Source organism: Bradyrhizobium sp. McL0616 (assembly GCF_049993385.1).
Lineage (GTDB): Bacteria > Pseudomonadota > Alphaproteobacteria > Rhizobiales > Xanthobacteraceae > Bradyrhizobium.
On sequence record NZ_CP188255.1, the window covers coordinates 2,492,731 to 2,513,872 of the forward strand.

The window sequence follows — 21,142 nt, forward strand, 5'->3', positions numbered from 1 at the left end:
CGCCCTTTTCATTTCCCGGCTCGTTCAAATGAACGATATCTGACGACCATTCTCCAATTGGCCGGCGCTTTGTAAATGTTGAATCCGGGTTAGACGGTCAACTTGGGAGTAATCCAGCCGACATTCTCGCGAAGCCGGAGGAGGCTCACGCGGGGTAGCCGGAGATCGCTTGTTGATCGCCCCAATGGAGGGCTCTGCAGGTCAGTGCGATGTGTTCGAGCCGGTGGCGCTAGGAGCCGCCAGGGGCGCGCAGCGCGATTTCGATAACGTCACCTGGTTCCAGGTCGAAATCTTCGGATGCGACGATCTTTTCCCAACTCTGGCCGGACTTTCGTACGACGGTGACCTGGGGCTTTAGGTCACCTGTTCCCGCTGGTACCGCCGCGCTTCCGCTTATGGGCTGCAGCTTTTGCCCCAACGACCTCATTCTGATGCGCAGGTCGGTTATGTGGACGTTGGAGTCCCTCAGCTCACGAAGCAGCGTGACCGTGCGCTGGCTTGCGGCGCGATCGATCTGCCGGGCGGAATCCTCGCGCTGGCGTTGGAGACGCATAAGCTCGACCGTGGTTTGCAGACGTCGCGTCGAAGAAAGCAGAAGGGCACGTCGACTTTCAGTGACGCGGGGGCTCGGTAGGGAACCCGAACCGAATAGCTTCACCACGCGATCGAGCTCTTCCTCATCCGCCTGCACGCCTTTTTCTTCGCCTTCCTGCTGCTTACTGAGCGTCGCGAACTGTCCGTCCGCTTGCTTTACGGCGTCTTCCAGAAATTTGCGCTCCTTGCGATAGTCGCGTTGTGCGGTCTTTAGCGACTCTGCCTCAGCCTGCACGATCGGAACGATTGCAGATGACGGCAAAGATATGTCCTGGGGCGGGGTCTGATCGAAGGTGTCCTTGTCCGCGAGTTCGGCATCGACACGAAGGATATGGAAATACTCCTTCACGTACTCCGTGGAAAAGGACTGATAGTCGCGCAGAAGATCCGCTGGGTCATTGGTGCCGGGCTGATTGCGGGAACGCAACAGGCTGTAACCGCCGGAAACCGCGACAGCCTGGCGCACGGTCATCGAGGACCTGTATGCCAACTGTCCGGGCGTCAGAACATCACCGGTAACGTAAATGGGACGATACTCCACCACGCTCGCGATCACGTCCCCGGGTACGACGACGATTGCCTGTTCGCGACCGTCTGGCAGCCGTTGCCGCAATATCTTCGACTGGAGCAACGTTTCCATCCGGCTCTGCAACTCGGCCGTGGTCAAGCCCGCAACATCGACCGTGCCAATTCCGGGAAAAGCGATCGTGCCATCGATCTGGATTTGCGCCCGGTGCCGTTGTTCTGACGCGCCTCCGATCGACACCTCGACGGTATCACCCGCCGCCAGCCTGTATTGTGCCGCGAAGCACGGGCTGCTGGCGAGCAGAACAATCGCCATCCAGCTCGCGATCGAGATGTGGCTGAACGTCTTGACGCGCTTGATGCCGTCCATAGCGATCTCCTTGCACTGATCAAGCATGCGCAGCACGATGCGGTTCATTCCGGAAGGAGAAGGTCGTTACAGCTCGTAGCGGCTCCACAATCCCGAAGAGAACTTGTCCGGGAATGCCCTGGCTGTTGAGCGGCCTTGTCACGTAATGAAGTCCGTCTGCTGTCGAATTTTCTTGGTGGAGAGGCGACCGCGCCACCAATTGACGGTTCGCTCCAGTCCCTCGCGCAGCGTCACCTTCGGCGTCCAGCCGGTTGCCCGTACGAACCGAGTGGAGTCGGCAAGGAGCGCGCGCACTTCCGAATTTGTCGGCCGCAGGCGCTTTTCGTCGCGAAGGACCGGCTTGTGACTGGATGTCAGCTCAAGAATGTTGTCGATCAGATCACCAATTGTGATGGCGCGCTGACTGCCGGCGTTGTAGGCGTGGCCATATTCGACACCGTCCGCAAGCCCGGCCGCCATGAATGCCGCGGCTGTATCCGTGACGAATGTCAGATCGCGGACGGTGGTGGTATCGCCGACCATGATCGCACCGCATTCCGGATCGAGGGCCTGCCGGATGATCGTGCCGATGATCGCGCGTTCGCTTTGCCGAGGTCCGAACGTGTTGAACGGTCTGAGGATTACGACGGGAACGCCGAACGAGCGCGCAAAGGCCTCCGCCATCATGTCTGCACCGATCTTGGAAGCCGAGTAGGGCGATTGCCCTTGCAGCGGGTGAGATTCATCGATCGGCATCTTGATTGCCGTACCATAGACCTCGCTCGTCGACGTCACGACCACCCGCTCGATTCCGTATTGCCGCGCGGCCTCAAGGATGTTCAATGTGCCGAGTACGTTGGTCTCCACATAGGATTGCGGCGCGAGATAGGAATAGGGTATGGCGATCAGCGCCGCGAGGTGAAAGACGTAGTGATGGCCTTGAACCAGCCGGCCGACGAAGGCTGCGTCGCGAATGTCGCCACGTACGAGATTGAGCTTCTGTCGGGTTGATTGGGGAATATCGTCCAGCCAGCCATGGCTGTCGAACGAGTTGTATTGCGCCAACGCCGTTACGTCGGCTCCTGCCGAAACGAGGTGCTCCGTCAGGTGCGATCCGATGAAGCCGTCCGCTCCTGTCACAAGAACTTTTGCTCCAAGATAGGTCATCATCGCCCTCTCTTTCTCTCAACTTGATCGAAGCTTCCGCGTTAGCGCGGCCCAACATTCCACGGCGATGACGTACCCGGCACGGGCGATCCAGCCGAAATCCGATACGAGAGTCCGGTGTGGAAAATAGGCAAGGTCGATCTTCGCCTTGGCTGGAAACAGGACTTTTCGATAGTACTCCGCTGCCGGCGTGTCGGCGGGGTACATCCTGCTTTCGTGCCTGAACAGGACCTGGCACGGGCCGAACACACCTGGTTTGTAGTCGAGCAGCTTTTCGAAGCCGTCGCGAAAGCAATCGGAAAAGCTGAGAGACTCCGGTCGGGGGCCGACGAGAGACATGTCGCCCCGCAGGACGTTCCAGAGCTGCGGCAGCTCGTCCAGCTTGGTCGCGGCGAGGACTCGGCCGACGGCCGTCAAACGTTCATCCTCCTGCAGCGTCAGGGGCGAGCCGCCGCTGTCACAGCTCGGCCCGAACTTGCGAAACTTGTACATGCGAAACGGTTCGCCGCTTTGTCCCAGGCGGAGTTGCGAGAACAGGAGTGGCCGCCCGCTCTCGAGCCAAATGACGAACGCGACAACGACGAACACGGGTGAAAGCGATACCATGGCGGTGCCGGCGCAGAGAACATCGATTGCGCGCCGTGCACTCAAACGAGATGAACGAGATTGCGCGCCCCACCGGTTCGCTATCTCGGGCAGGGTCATGCTACCGCCCCCACTGGGAAATCGGTGGCGAGTGCAGTCGTCATCGCAATCACGACTCTCTCGACATCCGCCGTCGTCATTTGTGGATGCAGAGGAAGTGTCAGTTCGCGGCGAGCAAAATCCTCGGTGCGCGGGAGGAGCATCTCCGGATAGAGATCCCTGTAGAAAGTCAGGCGGTGGACGGGCGGATAGTGAACTGTGGTCTGAATGCCATGCTTGCGTAGGCGATCGATGACGCGCTGGCGGCTGGTTGCCGGCGGCAGCACGACCGGCATCAAATGGTGGGTCGACGGCCAGGGATTTTCAAAGGGAATCATCACCGATGGGCAATGTTCCGCCATGAGCTCACGGTAGGTGGCAGACAACCGCCGCCTGATGTCGTTCCACTCCGGCAGTTTCTTAAGCTGCACGAGGCCAAGCGCCGCCCGCAGCTCGTCCATTCGGTAGTTGAAGCCGAGAACCGTCACGTCGTAGTCGGGACGGCGGCTGGTGAGACGTTGCCGTGTACCGCTTGTCATCCCATGGGCGCGGGCCTGCCGGATGGTCTCGCGCAGGGAGCGGCTGCGCGCAATGATCGCGCCTCCTTCGGCGGTGGTCATGTTCTTGTTTCCGTAGAAGCTGAAGGCGGCCGCCTCGCCATAGCTGCCGACCTCGGGCAGTCCGGGCGCGTGAGCGGCGTCCTCGATCAAGAGCAGCCCCTTCCGGCGCGCAAAGGATTGCCAGGCATCGCGATGTGCAAGGTAGCCGGCAAAATGAACGAGGATGATGGCCTTGGTCCTGGAGGTGCACTTTGCTTCCGCTTCGTCCAGCGACATCAGTGGAACCTCTGCGGACCCGATATCGACGAAGACTGGTTTGGCGCCGACATAGAGGACACTGTTGGCGGTCGCTACGAACGTCAGCGAGGGGACAAGGACCTCGTCTCCGGGGCCAATCCCGAGGGCGTGCAGGATGAGGTGGAGGGCCGCCGTGCAGGAGCCGACGGCGACCGAGTCCTCGGCCTCGTGCAGGCGGGCGAACGCCTGCTCGAACTCGCGAACTCGATCTCCCATCGTTACCCAGCCGCTTTCAATGACCGCGGCGAGAGCGACCTTCTCCTCGTCGCCCAGGACCGGCTCTGATACCAATAGCATGCGTTCATCTCCAATCTGGGCGTGAGCTCGCGTGGCGAGCGCGGCTGCTGCGATCACTGTAGGATAGGAGCCGGCGCCTCAGGCGGCGGCGAAGCTTGCGAGAGCAGGGGACTGTTCATCCCATGCGACATCCTGTGCTTTCAGGAAGTCCTCGACGCGTCCGATGTCGAGCCAGAGGCCGCTGTGCTTGAAGACGTTGACCGGCACGTCCTCGTTGAGCATCTGGAACATCAGATCGTCGAACCCGAAGGGGACGCCTGACGGGATCCGTTCGAGGATGGACGGGGCCATGCAGTAGATCCCCATGCTCACGAGATGCGTGAGCTCGGGCTTTTCGCGGAAATCGCTCACGCGTCCTTCCGTCTCCTCGATCACGCCAAAGTCCATCTTGGTCGGGCGAATCGACGTGGCGATCGTGAGTGGAGAGTTGCTGCGCCGATGGCAGTTCACGAACTGATTGAGATTCAGATCCGTCAGCACGTCGCCATTGAGAACGAGAAACGGCTCGTCGAGGTGGTCGCGCAGCAGCGACAGTGGGCCCATGGTTCCGAGCGGCTCCATCTCCTGGGTGTAGTTGATGCGCATGTTCCACTGGTTGCCATCTCCGCAGACGCTGCGAATGAGGTGGCCCAGATATCCGGTCGTGACGTAGACTTCCCTGATCCCGTTCCGCCTGAGCCACTTGAGGACGAGCTCAAGCACAGGACGGGCACCAATCGGCATAAGCGGTTTTGGTAAAATCGAAGTGTGGGGGCGTAAGCGAGTTCCTTTGCCGCCGCATTGAATAACCGCCTTCATCAAACCCTCCCTATTGCTAAAATTCGAAATCGTTCAACTATGCACTATCCCCCGCGTAAGTCCGATCTCAGCGTGCTGGTCGCGCAGGAGCATGGAAAGAACGTAGACGCAAAACGACTGAGACGTCTTCGTACGTTTGCATGAGACGATGTGGGTATGATGTGGGTATGCGGACATGATCGAGTGCGTACAGTGCGGTCGCGATCGAATCTCGAACGTCGCGCGCAGGCGTGTGAGTGCGCGGGCGATCGCTGCGCTGCCGCGCTGGTTGGCGCGTTCAAACACGCAGAAATCAAAGCACGATCAGTGCGCTGTGGGTAGACCGGGACGGTCGAGGTCTGCACGACAGACGAACGCCACAGCAGCGTGGCTGCTGTGGCGCGTCGAGAAGATTGGAAGTCGCGTGACGGTTGCCTTACCGCGGGATTAGTCCTTTATCGCACGCCGCAGACTCCGTTGCGACGAGGTGGTAGACGCGTGCCAGGGCCCGCTAGCCGAGTTTAGTGACGCTGGGATCCTGGTTGCCATGATTTCGGCGATCCGGCCGTAAGGCGCTGAGGCTTGCGGGTTGAGGGATAATCGAGGGCAGGGTGTGTCCATTTGCGGTGTGCACCTGTGACCCATTGTTCATTCCCCAGATCGCAGCCTGCGTCCGGTTCTGGACCCGGATCTTGCGCAGGATTGCTTTGACGTGGACTTTCACGGTGGCCTCGGCGATGTCGATTTTTCGCGCGATGCATTTGTTGGAGCTGCCCTCGATCAAACAGGACAAGATTGCCTTCTCCCGCGGAGAAAGATGTGGCGCAATTGGCTCCTCCGCACTGACAACGATCGCGTGCTCGCTTTCACCGATTGGTGGAGCTTCGAGCTTATGATTGCTGTCAAGCGCGAACGATAGAAATGCCGGGGGAAAGACTGCCTCCCCCATCGTCACGAGCTCTATGGATTTAACGAATGCATCGCAGGAATTGACATTCACGAAATAGCCGCTAGCACCGGCCCGATATGCCGAGACAAGTTCATCTGGGCGATAGTGATCCGACACGATTGCTATCCGTGCGTCGGGACAGCGGATCCTCACAAAACGTATCTGTTCCAATGCGACATCGAAATTGTCGCCATTGTGGATAATCAGAAACAGCAGCTGACGTGCTTCGAGAGCGCTTGGCAGTTCATCGGCACTCGAAGCGGATAATAGGATCCGGAAGTTTGCAGCATGCAGTATCCGTGAGATGCCCTCTCTGATCAGTATGTTTTTTCCAATAAGAATGGTCTCGCAAGATTGCCGCCTCCTCATTGTACCCTCCGCGATATACGCAATGACACGACATAAATGGAACTTAAAAACGATTTGGCCGGCTAAAGCGGCCTTTCAACTTGTCGTCTATTCGACCGGTTTTCCCCGGCGCATTACACTTTTGTACTACCTCGGCCGTGGGTTCCCGGCCTTGGCGTCTGTTGGTATGTTTCTAGCCCTCCGTATTTGTTAAGCTTTTGTGAACGCTAGAACTGAATTGCCGACTACTATATATATCGTTGGTTATAGGCGTGACGACGGCTTGAGGTGCGGCGAGCACAACTGTTGCATGACTAATTATCGAAATGCGTCCATAAATTGAGATAATTTGCTGCGGGCCGGCGAACCGGCTGAAACACTGGCCGTCCTAGAATCTCCAGTGAGATACGCGCCGAGCGCCCGTCAAAAACGGATAGGTAATGAAGTCGGACCTGTCGTGCTGCGGTGGAGTTCCTTTCTTCGCGTAAGTGCATCGTGGCGATCTGCCACCGGAGTTCTACGGATGACGCGCTCCCGGATTCTGATCGTAAGGTTACTGCAGAAATCGGCCGGAGCCGAGCGCGCGTTCATAAGCTGAATTTACGGATGCATTGACTTGAGTGTATTGCGTTGCGGGATCGACATCCCTTGTGTTGGTGCAGAAATGTGGAGATCCTATCGACATAGAAGTGAAACATAGGCGGGCGGGTGGAGTTGGAAGGTCGGGGGCGAGTGGCTGTGGAGCGCCCAATGAGCCGCATAAGTGTAGTGATCGCGGACCGGTATCCGGTGGTCTTGCAGGGTCTGAGCAGCGTGCTCAGTGCGGAAGCCGATTTTGAGATCGTTGCATCTTGTGGCGATGCCGCCAGTTGCATTGAAGCGATCCGGGCTCTGGCACCCGATATTGCGATTCTTGATCCAACAATGCCCGGGCTGATTGCGCTGAAGAACTCCTCCGTCGTCAATCCGGACGGTCGCCCGACCCGTGTGGTGTTTTTCGTCCCTGCCGAAGGCTACGAGCTCGTTTTGTCGAGCGCGTTCGATGGCTTCAGCGTCGTGCCGAAAGAGGCGTCGCCGGAAACGCTGGTGCGCGCTTTGCTGCAGATCGCGAGTGGTCAAACAATCGTGCCGCAGTCATCAGTGGATCAGGTCACGCCCGAAGTGAACGGGTTGAATTCGGAGAGTGCGCTGGCAGTGCTGACGGACCGAGAGCGTCAGATCATGCGCCTGGTTTCGGAAGGACTATCAAACAAGGAAATTGGACGCCGCTTGAACATTGCCGACGGCACAATCAAAGTGCATCTTCACCACATCTTCCAGAAGCTGGAGATCAGCAATCGCACGGCGCTCGCGGCCTTGGTCATCTCGCAGCATGATTGGGTTGCTCCGGTCAAATCGCCAGAATCTGGATAAGCGGAGAACATTGTGCTCCGCATGCCAGTGCCGGCTGGCCGAGGCCAAGCCTCGTTTGACTGGAGGAATCGTCGCTAACCGATGGTTTTTGAATGCCAGCAAGGCGCTCGTCGTAGCTTATTGGGAGACCGAAAAGTGAAGGACAAATATTGGCAGACCCGTCAGTTCAGGGCTGTCGCTCACTTCGATCCGCCAGCAGGAATAATCATGGAATGGTCCAACGAGCTCGCTTCTCAGGATCTCTCGGGTCAGCTCAATGGCGGCTGTCCGCGCGGCGCCGATATCGGGGAGAGCCAACCCGAGGTCGTCCGGCACTGAACCGCCGTCGTGAACATGGAAAAAATAGCGAGGCATTGGCGTTTCCGGAAAGCGATGCATCCCCAGGGCGTGGCGCCGCCAAAGTGGACCTACGACAAGCTGCTGTTGTAGGTCCATGGTGATTGTTGGGTACCTCAACGTCGACTCCGAATCTCGCGTAGTTGGCATGGACAATTGTTTGCTGCAAACTAAAGTCAGGTTGCGCCGCAGTGCCCACTTCGGCGTGTTCGGCGGCCCCGGCCCTGCAACCAACCAGCCCCCCTGCCGGGGCCGCGGTCTCTTCGCATCAACGGCAATTGTACGGTGGACAACCGGCTTGACTGGTTCGCTCGCCTGGTCTGCGGGGCGTTACTTATCGAATCGCGTCAGGTGACACACGTCGAGGTGCGAGCCCGATTTGAGGGTGATTAGGCCCGGCAAATGCCAATGCATCCGCTCCCGCGGCCGTTTAGATAAGCCTGCGGCTCGGGCACCGGACTTCGATCCGTCCCGCACATCAACCCGCCGATTCGCTGGATCGCATCGGCAATTGGAAATCGATCAATCAACCTGGACACGACGCGGGGCAGCTCCATCGAAAGAGGAGACGGCTTACCGTATTGGGTTCGCTCGAACGAAGTACCCCGCGCTTGCTGCAGCGGCCCTCCCGATTCGCCGGTCTCAATTTACGCCACCCGTGTATTGGGGGTGATCACCATCGTGCGCGCGCATTTTATGGATTGTCGGCGAGGCGGGAGGTCTAACGGATGTGCGGAATTATCGGCATTCTGGGGCGAACTGCGGTCTCGGAGCGATTGATCGATTCACTCAAGCGGCTCGAATATCGGGGTTATGACTCAACGGGCGTGGCGACGCTCGATGATGGTCGTCTCGAACGTCGCCGCGCCGAAGGCAAACTCATAAATCTGGAGGCGCGGCTGCGTGCCGAGCCGCTAAATGGTGAAGCAGGCATCGGTCACACGCGCTGGGCAACGCACGGCAAGCCGACCGAGTGCAACGCGCATCCACACGCGACCGAGCGCGTTGCCGTGGTCCACAATGGGATCATCGAGAATTTTCGGAAACTGCGCCAGGTGCTCGAAGCGAGGGGCGCGACGTTCGCGAGCGACACGGATACTGAGGTCGTTGTACATCTCGTCAATTCCTACCTGCTGAAGGGCTATTCGCCTCAGGAAGCAGTGAAGGCGTCCTTGCCGCGGTTGCGCGGCACCTTTGCGCTGGTGTTCCTCTTCAAGGGATATGGCGATCTTCTGATCGGAGCGCGCAAGGGTTCACCACTGGCGGTGGGGTATGGCAATGGCGAGACGTATCTTGGTTCTGATGCGATTGCGCTCGCTCCATTTGCAGAGGCTATTAGCTACCTGGAAGACGGTGACTGGGTAGTGTTGTCGCGCGACGGAGGGGTGATCCGCGATGGAAGCGGTGCAGTCGTTACCCGCGAGTTGCTGAAATCGGGCGGATCGTTGTTCGTGGCCGACAAGGCCAACTATCGCCATTTCATGGCAAAGGAGATTTGCGAGCAGCCGGACGTGGTGGGACGTACGCTCGCCCACTATCTAGATATGACAGTCGAACGGGTGGCGCTGCCGATCAAGCTGCCGTTCGATTTCAGCGACGTCAGGCGCGTTACGATCACGGCCTGCGGCACCGCAAGTTATGCCGGGACTATCGCAAAATATTGGTTCGAACGGCTGGCACATATCCCTGTCGATGTCGATATCGCCTCCGAATTCCGCTACCGCGAAGCGCCGCTTCGCAAGGGCGACCTCGCGGTCTTCATCTCGCAATCGGGCGAAACGGCCGATACACTGGCAGCACTTCGCTACGCCAAGGAAAAGGGGGCTCACACCGTCTCTGTTGTGAACGTGCCGACCTCCACCATTGCGCGTGAAAGTGAAACGGTGCTGCCGACCCTGGCCGGCCCGGAAATCGGCGTTGCCTCCACCAAAGCCTTCACCTGTCAGTTGATGACGCTCGCCGCCCTCGCGGTCGCCGCGGGAACAGCGCGTGGCGAGATCTCCGTGAGCGAGGAGAGAAAGCTCGTCGGGGGGCTGGTTGAAGTTCCGCGTTTGATGGCCGCCGCCCTTGCCTGCGAGCCGCAGATCGAGAAGCTGGCTCGCTATATCGCAAAATCGCGTGATGTCCTTTATTTGGGGCGCGGCACCAGCTATCCGCTCGCGCTGGAAGGTGCGCTGAAGCTGAAGGAGATCTCCTATATCCATGCCGAGGGTTATGCCGCAGGCGAACTCAAACATGGCCCGATCGCTCTGATCGATGAGAACATGCCCGTCGTGGTTATCGCGCCTTTCGACGGTGTGTTCGAAAAAACCGTGTCGAACATGCAGGAGGTCGTAGCGCGCGGCGGCAAGGTCATTCTGATGACAGATGCCAGGGGCGCGGCGGAAGCAGGCGTCGAGCCCGTAGCTACGGTATTGCTGCCTGACATGGCGCCGACCTTCGCGCCGATAGTCTACGCCGTTCCGATCCAGTTGCTCGCTTATCATACGGCTGTGATCATGGGCACCGATGTGGACCAGCCGCGCAATCTGGCCAAATCGGTGACGGTCGAATAGAGGCGAATGCCGTGGCAGGACATGGCCGCGCGCCATCCAGGGGTGCAATGATCAAGGATCCGCTCGGAAGCATTATCGATCATGCGGCTGTTCTCCTCCAGGTCGGTGAAGAGGGAGACGACCCATTCGGTGCAACGAACTTGGCGGGGAGCGGACACTTGGATCCCGTGAAGGAGTACCCCTTCTGGGCCGTTAGAATGGTCTGTCGTGGTGCTTCAAATTCCTGGCCGTATGTCGTGCAATATCAAAGAGCGCGGTAGGCGAAGGTGTTACCGTTGGTGGCTGACAGTATCATTTGCGTTCGGGTCCGGTATGCGCGTGAGCAGTGCCGGGGATAACGTCGGATTACAGGCTCGGCTAATTACTGACGGCTTCAGGGATTCTTGGCACGGCCTCGCCGAAGTTTCCGCGACAACGAGAATGATCGAAGAAGTGCAGATTCGGACAGAGGGAGCATAATGTGAGCTATTCCTCGAGCATCCAGACATCATTCTCCGGGCCATCGACCACCAGCACCTCTCCTCCGCACAACGGTCTTGCCGTTGGGCCGAACTACGTCGTGATGATCGACGGGTCGAGGATCGAATGGACGAACCTGACCGGCGGATCGCCGACCGTGCAGTCGGTCTACAGCTTCTTCTCGCCGCTAGCGCCGACCGGCGGCCTCTATGATCAGCGCATCGTCTACGACAGCGTCAATCAGCGTTTCGTCGCGATCATGCAATACCTGGCGCCAGACGGCACCACCACTGACATCGATGTTGCGGTCTCCAAGGACTCCAACCCGAACGATGGCTGGACCTTCTCGCAGCTCAATACCACCGTCACAATCGGCGGTCAGTCGACCGACTCCGACCGCCCGACGTTGGCGGTCGACGGTTCGAACGTCTACATCTCGGCAGCTCAGTACAACATCAACGTGTCCGGCTACGCCGGTACGGAAAACTGGGTGTTCGGCGATACGGCCGGTGCAGGCGGTGGCATCTATGGTGGCGGCACGCTGAGCGTGACCGCAAGCGAAGTCATGCCGTCGACCCAGGACATCTTCGCCGTCGCAACCGGCAATAACGGCAAGACCTACTACGCGAGCGCATTCACCAGCGGAAGTCAGATCGCCGTTGCCGTGCAGACCTACGACAAGGCCACCAATACGTTCAGCACCACGAGCACCATCTCCCTCGGCAATATTGACCAGGGCGGCAGCTACACGGCCCAGCAACAGGGGACGACCCTCCTGCTCGATGCCGGCGACAACCGGATCGCCAGCATGGTCTATGCCAACGGCTTTCTCTACGCCGTGGCCGAGATGAAGCCGACCGGCTCGAGCGTGCCGTTGGTCCATTGGTTCAAGATCGACGTCAGCAATCCCAACGCTCCGGCCCTCGTGGCGCAGGGCGATATCTCCGGCGCCGCAATCGGCACCAGTGTGGCGACGTTCAATCCATCCATCGCGGTGGACGCAGCAGGCGATGTCATCATCAACTTCACCGCCAGCGGCCCGAACATGTACCCGGCGGACTACTATGTCTTCCAAGGCGGCAGCGATCCCGTGGGTTCGTTCAGCGCCCCCGTGCTGTACCAGGCGAGCACCGGTTTCTTCAACTCGGGCAATGGAGCCAACGTGCAGGACTGGGGCCGCAATTCATCGGCCACCGTCGACCCCAACAATCCGAATTCGTTCTGGATATCGAATGAATATGTCACCAGCGGCTGGTGGCAGACGGCGGTCGCGCGGATTGCAATCCAGAACTCCACATCGGGCCCGACGGTCTCCTCGATCGTAAGCTCCGGAACTGGCATCACCAGCGGCGCCGGCGATCTCAATGCCGGCAAGGTGGTCACGCTGACCGTGAACTTCGGCGCGGCCGTGACGGTCAACACCAGCGGCGGCATGCCGTCGCTGACCCTCAACGATGGCGGCACGGCGAACTACACCGGCGGCTCGGGCGGCACTGCGCTCACCTTCAGCTACACGGTGGCGGCAGGCCAGAATGCCGCAGATCTCATCGTCTCATCGCTTACCCTCAACGGCGCGACCATCACCGGTGGCGGCAATGCTGCCAACCTGACGGGGGCGACCAACTACAATCCGGCCGGCACCCTGCAGATCGACACGACGGCGCCGACAATTGCTTCGATCGTCCCGACCGGGACCGGCATCACCAACGGCACCGGCACTGTGAGCACCGGCGGGGTCGTCACCTTGACGGTCAATCTGAGCGAGGCCGTGACGGTCAACACCACGGGCGGCGCACCGACGCTTACCCTCAACGATGGCGGCACAGCGAGCTTTACCGGCGGCTCGGGGAGCACCGCGCTCACCTTCAGCTACACGGTCGCGGCAGGCCAGAGCACATCCGATCTCGCCATCTCGGCGCTCAACCTCAACGGCGCCGTGATCAACGACGGAGCCGGCAACGCCACCAATCTGTCGGGAGCTACCAATTACAATCCCGCCGGCACCCTGCAGGTCAACCCGACGGCGACGACGGTTGCCTCGATCGCAGCCTCGGGCACCGGCATCACCAGCGGCGCCGGCGATCTCAATGCGGGCAAGGTGGTCACGCTGACGGTCAACTTCAGTGCGGCAGTGACGGTCAACACCACGGGCGGCACGCCGTCGCTCGCGTTCAACGACGGCGGCACGGCAAGCTACACCGGCGGCTCGGGCGGCACTGCGCTCACCTTCAGCTACACGGTGGCGGCAGGCCAGAATGCCGCGGATCTCATCGTCTCCGCGCTCAACCTCAACGGCGCGACCATCACCGGTGGCAACGGCAATGCGGCCAACCTGACGGGGGCGACCAACTACAATCCGGCCGGCACCCTGCAGATCGACACCACGCCGCCCACGATCGCCTCGGTCGTCGCGACCGGGACCGGCATCACCAACGGCACCGGCAGTGTGAGTACCGGCGGGGTCGTCACCTTGACTGTCAATCTGAGCGAGGCCGCGACGGTCAACACCAGCGGCGGCACGCCGACGCTTACCCTCAATGATGGTGGCTCGGCGAGCTACACCGGCGGCTCGGGCAGCACCGCGCTCACCTTCAGCTACACAGTCGCGGCAGGCCAGACCACGTCCGATCTCGCCATCTCGGCCCTCAACCTCAACGGCGCAACCATCGTCGATGGCGGCGGCAACGCGGCCAACCTGTCGGGCGCCACCAACTACAATCCGGCCGGCACCCTGCAGGTCAACCCGACCACCGCCGCCAGACCTAGCCACATCGTCGTCCTTTCCCTGGAAAACGAGAACTACGCCGACATCGTAGGTAGTTCCCAGGCGCCTTACCTGAACTCGCTGATCGCTCAGGGGATGCTGCTTACCAACTACAACGGTGTGACCCATCCGAGCCAGCCCAATTACATTGCCCTGTTTTCCGGCTCGACGCAGGGCGTCACCAACAACGGCACCTTTCCCCAGCTTCCGGCCAGCGTACCGACGCTGGCCAGCACGCTCGCCGCCAGCGGTTACACCTTCGGCGGTTACGCCGAAACCACGGCGGATCCCGAACGCCAACCGTGGAACCACTTCGCCAATTCGGCCAACACCGCTCACGATTTCAGCGCTTTTCCTCAGACCGCGGCCGGCTTCGCCAACCTTCCGACGGTCTCCTATGTTTCGCCCAACGACGCCGACAACATGACGCCGACGAGCGACAACGGCGGCGGGATTCCGGCGGGCGACGCCTGGGTCCAGGCCAATCTCTCCGCCTACGCCGCCTGGGCGCAGGCCAACAATTCGGTGCTGATCGTCACCTTCGACGAAAACAACACCAATCCAGCGGTGACCTACCCCAATCACGTTGCGGCAATCGTCGTCGGCGGGGGCGTCCCGGCCGGAGCCGTCAACGACTCACCGGCTGATCCATATTCCCTGCTTGCCACGATCGAAAGCCTTTACGGCGCTGCAGCGATCGGCGCCAGCGCCGGCGTACCGGCACTCAACTTCTATTCGTCGACGCCGGCGAGGTCGTCCGCCGCGGTCACTCGGTCATTCTCCGGATTGTCCGACCCGACCAACAATCCGCCCCAAAATGCGTTGGCGGTAGGGCCGAATTACATTTTCACCGCGGAGACCACTCACTATGCGATAGCCGACCTGAGCGGCAATCCGATCGTATCCAACGGATCATTGTACAGCTTGTTCGCACCGCTTGGCGGCACGCTTGACAACTCCCTTCTCGACGCGCGCGCCGCCTATGACAGCTCGACCGGCCGCTACGTGGTCACCGTGGATAATTTTCAACCAGGAGGCGGGAATTTCGCCACCAATATCGATGTCGCCGTGTCGGTGGATAGCAATCCGAGTGACGGCTGGTATTTGGCTTCGATCGACACGTCCAACGGCGCTACGACCCAATCGGACATGCCCTATCTGTCGGTCAGCAACGGCAAAATCTACATCTCCACGCCCGAATTTTTAGACGCGGGAGGCGGCTACAACAACGGCGAATTCGTCGTTAACGAAAGCAGCGTCATAGCTGCTGGAAACCGCGCGATCACGCCTGACGCCAGCGCTAGCGTGCCTGGGACCGCCAGCATCATGCGCAACGTCGCCGGCGACAACGGGGTGACCTACTATTTGAGCGCCCATTCGACCGCGAGGGAAACCGCGCTTACATATCAAACGTACGATCCGACGCATGGCTTCAGCGGGACTCAAACGATCTTCCTCGACAACGCCGATGTGGGAGGAGGCGGGAGCAACTTCACCGCCGCGCAGTTGGGCACGACCAAGACGCTCGACATTAACGACGGGCGCATCCAAAGCCTTGCCTACACTTCCTCCGGAGGACACAATTACGTCTACGGCGTGAGCGAAGCCATGCCGAGCGCAGGGTCGCGCGCACAAATCGAGTGGTTCAAGCTCGATGTCACCGATCCCACGAATCCGCAATATGTCATCGGGAACGTCATTTCCGGCGCGTCCCTCGGCACGGGTGTCGCCGTGTTCGACCCTTCGATTGCGGTCGACAAGAACGGTGACGTGCTCATCAATTTCTCGGCCTCCGGGCCGAACATGTATCCTTCCGACTATTATATGGTGCTCGGCGCCGGCGCTTCCGCTTTCAGCGGGCCGACACTTTACCAGGCGAGCACCACGTTTCTCGCTTCCGGCAGTCTGAACGACCAGCGTTGGGGGACCTATTCGACCGCAATAGCCGATCCGAACAACGCAAACGGATTCTGGATATCGAACGAATACGTGGCCAACGGCTGGTGGCAGACGGTGGTCGCTCAGATCGCCGTCCAGGGTTCCGCGGGAACGGCACCGACAGTTGCCTCGATCGCAGCCTCGGGCACCGGCATCACAAGCGGCGCCGGCGATCTCAATGCCGGCAAGGTGGTCACGCTGACGGTGAACTTCAGTTCAGCCGTGACGGTCAACACCAGCGGCGGCACGCCGACGCTCGCCCTCAATGATAGCGGCACAGCAAGCTACACCAGCGGTTCGGGGAGCACTGCGCTCACCTTCAGCTATACGGTGGCGGCGGGCCAGAACACCGCCGATCTCATCGTTTCATCGCTCAACCTCAACGGTGCGACCATCACCGGTGGCAGCGGCAATGCCGCCAACCTGACGGGGGCCACCAACTCCAACCCGGCCGGCACCCTGCAGATCGACACGACGGCGCCGACGATTGCCTCGATCGCGGCTTCCGGCACCGGCATCACCAACGGCACCGGCACTGTGAGCACCGGCCAGGTCGTCACCTTGACAGTCAATACGAGCGAGGCCGTCACGGTCAACACCACCGGCGGCACGCCGACGCTCGTACTCAACGATGGCGGCACAGCGAGCTACACCGGCGGCTCGGGGAGCACCGCGCTCACCTTCAGCTACACGGTCGCGGCAGGCCAGACCACATCCGATCTCGCCATCTCGGCGCTCAACCTTAACGGCGCCGTGATCAACGACGGAGCTGGCAACGCCACCAATCTGTCGGGAGCTACCAACTACAATCCCGCTGGCGCCCTGCAGGTCAACCCGACGGCGACGACGGTTGCCTCGATCGCGGCCTCGGGCACCGGCATCACCAGCGGCGCCGGCGATCTCAACGCTGGCAAGGTGGTCACACTGACGGTGAACTTCAGCGCAGCCGTGACGGTCAATACCAGCGGCGGCACGCCGACGATCACCCTCAACGACGGCGGCGCGGCAAGCTACACCGGCGGCTCGGGGAGCACTGCGCTCACCTTCAGCTACACGGTCGCGGCAGGGCAGAACACCGCCGATCTCATCGCCTCGGCGCTCAACCTCAACGGTGCGACCATCACCGGTGGCAACGGCATTGCTGCAAACCTGACGGGTGCGACCAATTACAATCCGGCCGGCACCCTGCAGATCGACACGACGGCGCCGACGATTGCCTCGATCGCGGCTTCCGGCACCGGCATCACCAACGGCACCGGCACTGTGAGCACCGGCCAGGTCGTCACCTTGACAGTCAATACGAGCGAGGCCGTCACGGTCAACACCACCGGCGGCACGCCGACGCTCGTACTCAACGATGGCGGCACAGCGAGCTACACCGGCGGCTCGGGGAGCACCGCGCTCACCTTCAGCTACACGGTCGCGGCAGGCCAGACCACATCCGATCTCGCCATCTCGGCGCTCAACCTTAACGGCGCCGTGATCAACGACGGAGCTGGCAACGCCACCAATCTGTCGGGAGCTACCAACTACAATCCCGCTGGCGCCCTGCAGGTCAACCCGACGGCGACGGCGGTTGCCTCGATCGCGGCCTCGGGCACCGGCATCACCAGCGGCGCCGGCGATCTCAATGCTGGCAAGGTGGTCACACTGACGGTGAACTTCAGCGCAGCCGTGACGGTCAATACCAGCGGCGGCACGCCGACGATCACCCTCAACGACGGCGGCGCGGCAAGCTACACCGGCGGCTCGGGGAGCACTGCGCTCACCTTCAGCTACACGGTCGCGGCAGGGCAGAACACCGCCGATCTCATCGCCTCGGCGCTCAACCTCAACCGCGCGACCATCACCGGTGGCAACGGCATTGCTGCCAACCTGACGGGTGCGACCAATTACAATCCGGCCGGCACCCTGCAGATCGACACGACGGCGCCGACGATTGCCTCGATCGCGGCTTCCGGCACCGGCATCACCAACGGCACCGGCACTGTGAGCACCGGCCAGGTTGTCACCTTGACTGTCAATACGAGCGAGGCCGTCACGGTCAACACCACCGGCGGCACGCCGACGCTCGTACTCAACGATGGCGGCACGGCGAGCTACACCGGTGGCTCGGGCGGCACCGCGCTCACCTTCAGCTACACGGTCGCGGCAGGCCAGACCACGTCCGATCTCGCCATCTCATCGTTCAACCTCAACGGCGCCGTGGTTAGCGACAGAGCCGGCAACGCCGCCAACCTGTCGGGTGCGGCCAACTACAATCCCACCGGCATTCTGCAGGTCAACTCGACCACCAGCGCCGGTGTACCGAAGTACAGCCATATCGTGGTCGTCGTTGAAGAAAACCACAACTACGACGAGATCGCCGGCAATAACCAAGCACCTTACATCAACAGCCTCATGGCCGGCGGCGCCTCGCTAACCAACATGACGGCGGAAGCTCATCCAAGCCAGCCGGACTATTTCGCCCTCTATGCCGGCTCGACATTCGGTACAACCGACGACAACTCCTACAGCCTTCCGGATCCAACACTCTACACGGTCTTGCACAACGCGGGTCTCTCGTTCACGGGCTATGTGGACGAGGGCGGAATTGGTAGTGACTTCAACCACGACCCCTGGGTTTCATTCCCCGAGGGGCGCACGGTTCAAACGGATTTCACCAGCTTCCCGGCGCTTTTTGCCAACGGCAATTATTCGAGCCTGCCAACCGTCTCGTACGTCATTCCCAGCGTGAGTAACGACATGCACGACGGGACGATCGCGCAGGGTGACACATGGCTTCAGCAAAACCTGAGCGCCTATGCCCAGTGGGCGGTCAACAACAATTCGCTGCTGATCGTGACCTGGGACGAAAATGACGATTCGACCTCCGAGGCAGCTTCCAACCAGGTTCCAACTCTCCTGTATGGCGCCAGCGTGGTCCCGGGAAACTACAGCACCGCCTACAATCACTACAATCTTCTGAGCACGATCACTGCATCGTTGGGCTTGACCGCTCCCAACAGCGCCGCGACAGCGGCGCCCGTTCAGGTGTTCGGGACGGCCGCTGCGGGGGCAGCCGCGCTGGCGGTGGATCAAGACGGAGTGGCCGAGAGTCCGGCACTGACCATCAGCAACAATTCGCTGACGGTGCAGGCCGGGGGATCCGTGTCGTTGGGCATCACCGCGACGCCCGTCGACTCCGACGATCAACTATCGCTGAGCATCAGTGGCTTGCCCAGCTACGAGTCGATCACGGCTCCGGCTGGAAACACCGTCACGAGCAGCCTTCAATCCAACGGAACCACCACCTGGACCGTTACCGAGGGCTCCTCCACGACAGGCCAACCGCTCACCGGGCTGACGCTGTCGTCGAGCTATACGGGCACCGACCATCCGGTCGCTACGCTCACGGTGACGGCGAGCAACACAACGACGGGCGAAACCGCGACATCGGCGGCGCAGACCATGCTAATGACCGATCCTCCGGCGGTAACGTCGGATGCGGCGGGGTCTTCATCGGCCGGTCCGAATGACGTATCGAGCCGGGATGCGGGGCATATCGGCCGCCTTGCAGCCATGATGGATCAATTCGCGGCGGCGGGGTGGACCGGAGGGGCCTCTGGCCCGGTCCACCAGGCATTCTGTCCGAACGGCGGCTCGGACAACCCGGCGTTGCTGGCTGCTCCCCATTTTCACATAGGATGAGCAACGGTGGATCAGGTTCGCTATCGTTAACTGGCGTGGCTCCGTCGAGAGCTTGCAACTTCAAGAGCCGGCTTCTGGAATGCCAATCTTCGCCCAGTCAACCCAAGGGGGCGACCGGCAAGTCATTGATTCTTCTTACCGCGTGGCTGCATCTTGATCAGCGGGTCCCAGGTTCGAGCCCTGATGCGCCCACCATCCCAAGTCCTGTTGATGTAGGGCACGGGAGCCCGGGTCTCAGAGGTGCTCGCTGTCACGGCGTCCTCATTCGCAATCGATGCAGGCTTAGTTTCCCCCGCACTCTTAAGCGGCGCAAGCTGCATGAGATACCAATCCCCCCGAGCTAAAGAGAAGTTTCGATGCGTGCTTCGGTCTGCGCCTTGCCGGCGAAGCGACTTATGATCGCCAACGTCTCTGGGGATTTTGCCGTCAGACGGCGCACCGCATTGTGAATGCGCACCATGCCTACTAAACATTGCGAGCGAAGTTGGCTGGTTCTTCGACATAGTAGCAGCGCCTGCCATACGTGCGCGCCAGGAAGTTTGGGAAAATCTTCAACATCTCGTCGATCGGCGGCCGGTTCGCGTGCCCCTTTCTCAAGCCGGGCTTATTCCTTCAGCGCGCCAGCAACCAGATTGTCCATGACGAAGTATTGAAAGACGAGAAAGATCGCGATGGCGGGAAGCAGGGACAGGATGCTGGCCGCAGCCACGAGTTGGGTTGCCGAGCCTGTATAACTCCCGAGAAAGTTGAAGATACCGACCGAGATTGGCAGCATCTCGGGTTGACTGAGCAGGATGAACGGAACGACAAATTGAGACCATCCGAGCATCGCGGTCATAGCGAAGGTCGACGCCAGTCCCGGCAGGGCGATGGGCAGCAGGATACGAAGAAACGCCCGAAAACGCCCGCAGCCGTCAATCATCGCCGCCTCTTCGATTTCCTTGGGAATGGCATCGAAAAATCCCTTCAGCATCCAGGTTGCGATCGGCGCGGACGCTGCAATGTAGAGGAGGGCCGTGCCGAGGTGAGTCTCGGCCAGCCCCAGTGCCTGCATGTTGCGATAGAGCGGCACCATGATGACCAGCGGCGAAAACATCTGGAACGCGAGTAGCGCGAACATCAAGTGGCTGCTGCCCCGAAATCGAAAACGAGAGAATGCGTAGGATGCGGGGGCGGCCACGATACAAGCCCCGGCCGCGCCGACGACCGAAAGCTTGACGCTATTCCAGAGATAGCCGAGGAACTGAGGATTGCCTAGAATTTGAATGAAGTTTTGCAGCGTCGGTGACCTCGGAATGATGCGTACGTCCGCCACGAGGATTTCGGCCGGCGTCCGAACCGACAGCGACAGCAACCAAAGCAGAGGAATCGCAAAGAACGACAAGATCAACGCAAGCGCAATATAGATTGCAATTCCTCCCTTCGCAGGAGAACTCAACT

General features: G+C 60.6%; 11 protein-coding genes. 3 read left to right on the plus strand and 8 right to left on the minus strand.

Going from position 1 to position 21,142, the window contains the following annotated elements:
- Positions 1-229: 229 nt before the first annotated feature.
- The 6 genes from ACPPVR_RS11855 to ACPPVR_RS11880 all read right to left on the minus strand — a co-directional run bounded on the left by ACPPVR_RS11855 (position 230) and on the right by ACPPVR_RS11880 (position 6,568).
- A complete protein-coding gene (locus ACPPVR_RS11855; RefSeq protein WP_426614400.1) occupies positions 230-1,537 on the minus strand; it encodes a polysaccharide biosynthesis/export family protein in 1,308 nt (435 codons plus the stop codon).
- Between the two features lie 90 nt (positions 1,538-1,627).
- Positions 1,628-2,635, minus strand: coding sequence for a GDP-mannose 4,6-dehydratase (locus ACPPVR_RS11860; protein ID WP_426616077.1), 1,008 nt, complete (start codon positions 2,633-2,635; stop codon positions 1,628-1,630).
- A gap of 18 nt (positions 2,636-2,653) precedes the next feature.
- The gene (locus ACPPVR_RS11865) at positions 2,654-3,340 is read right to left on the minus strand and encodes a sugar transferase (protein ID WP_426614401.1); all 687 of its coding nucleotides are present in this window, start codon (positions 3,338-3,340) and stop codon (positions 2,654-2,656) included.
- Positions 3,337-4,473: a DegT/DnrJ/EryC1/StrS family aminotransferase gene (locus ACPPVR_RS11870; protein ID WP_426616078.1), complete on the minus strand. Its 1,137-nt coding sequence runs from the start codon at positions 4,471-4,473 to the stop codon at positions 3,337-3,339. Before ACPPVR_RS11870 ends, ACPPVR_RS11865 begins: the two co-directional genes overlap by 4 nt.
- 78 nt (positions 4,474-4,551) lie before the next feature.
- Positions 4,552-5,271 (minus strand): nucleotidyltransferase family protein, encoded by a 720-nt coding sequence (locus ACPPVR_RS11875; RefSeq protein WP_426614402.1) that lies wholly within the window; start codon positions 5,269-5,271, stop codon positions 4,552-4,554.
- A 490-nt stretch (positions 5,272-5,761) separates the two neighbouring features.
- Positions 5,762-6,568: a LuxR C-terminal-related transcriptional regulator gene (locus ACPPVR_RS11880; RefSeq protein ID WP_426614403.1), complete on the minus strand. Its 807-nt coding sequence runs from the start codon at positions 6,566-6,568 to the stop codon at positions 5,762-5,764.
- 729 nt (positions 6,569-7,297) lie between these two features.
- Between ACPPVR_RS11880 and ACPPVR_RS11885 the strand changes: the two genes are divergently transcribed.
- Entirely contained in the window at positions 7,298-7,960 is a 663-nt protein-coding gene (locus tag ACPPVR_RS11885) for a LuxR C-terminal-related transcriptional regulator (RefSeq protein WP_426614404.1), read from the plus strand.
- A gap of 117 nt (positions 7,961-8,077) precedes the next feature.
- Here the strand turns inward: ACPPVR_RS11885 and ACPPVR_RS11890 are convergent, their stop codons facing one another.
- A complete protein-coding gene (locus ACPPVR_RS11890) occupies positions 8,078-8,314 on the minus strand; it encodes a DUF6894 family protein (RefSeq protein ID WP_426614405.1) in 237 nt (78 codons plus the stop codon).
- A 710-nt stretch (positions 8,315-9,024) separates the two neighbouring features.
- Between ACPPVR_RS11890 and glmS the strand changes: the two genes are divergently transcribed.
- The gene (gene glmS, locus ACPPVR_RS11895; RefSeq protein ID WP_426614406.1) at positions 9,025-10,851 is read left to right on the plus strand and encodes a glutamine--fructose-6-phosphate transaminase (isomerizing); all 1,827 of its coding nucleotides are present in this window, start codon (positions 9,025-9,027) and stop codon (positions 10,849-10,851) included.
- Positions 10,852-11,311: 460 nt separating this feature from the next.
- On the plus strand, positions 11,312-19,702 hold the full coding sequence (locus ACPPVR_RS11900) for an alkaline phosphatase family protein (RefSeq protein ID WP_426614407.1): 8,391 nt from the start codon (positions 11,312-11,314) through the stop codon (positions 19,700-19,702).
- 604 nt (positions 19,703-20,306) lie between these two features.
- On the opposite strand, the gene ACPPVR_RS11905 is transcribed toward ACPPVR_RS11900, so the two are convergent.
- Entirely contained in the window at positions 20,307-21,140 is an 834-nt protein-coding gene (locus tag ACPPVR_RS11905) for a carbohydrate ABC transporter permease (protein WP_426614408.1), read from the minus strand.
- Positions 21,141-21,142: the final 2 nt, after the last annotated feature.